This window comes from Flagellimonas flava (genome assembly GCF_050617915.1).
GTDB lineage: Bacteria > Bacteroidota > Bacteroidia > Flavobacteriales > Flavobacteriaceae > Flagellimonas > Flagellimonas flava_A.
In genome coordinates this window covers 1-251 of the sequence record NZ_JBODQE010000109.1, presented here as the reverse complement: position 1 = coordinate 251, position 251 = coordinate 1, and the positions used below count along the sequence as shown (strand labels likewise).

At 39.4% G+C, this 251-nt stretch carries 1 pseudogene; it reads left to right on the top strand.

Annotation, left to right across the window (positions count from 1 at the left end):
- Nucleotides 1-15: 15 nt before the first annotated feature.
- A pseudogene (locus ACRHOZ_RS21175) lies at nt 16-251 on the top strand (lipoyl synthase); the annotation flags it as partial.

Here is a 251-nt window from a genome sequence, read left to right as displayed (position 1 = left end):
AAAGTTGCTTCAAATATATTGCCAGAACGTAAGCCTAAATGGTTAAGAGTTAAGCTTCCAACAGGTAAAAAATATACTGAGCTAAGAAGCTTAGTAGATAAGTACAAGTTGAATACTATTTGTACCTCCGGAAGTTGTCCAAACATGGGAGAATGTTGGGGAGAAGGAACAGCAACATTTATGATATTGGGTAATGTGTGTACGCGCTCTTGTGGCTTCTGTGGTGTAAAGACTGGTAGACCAGAAACGGT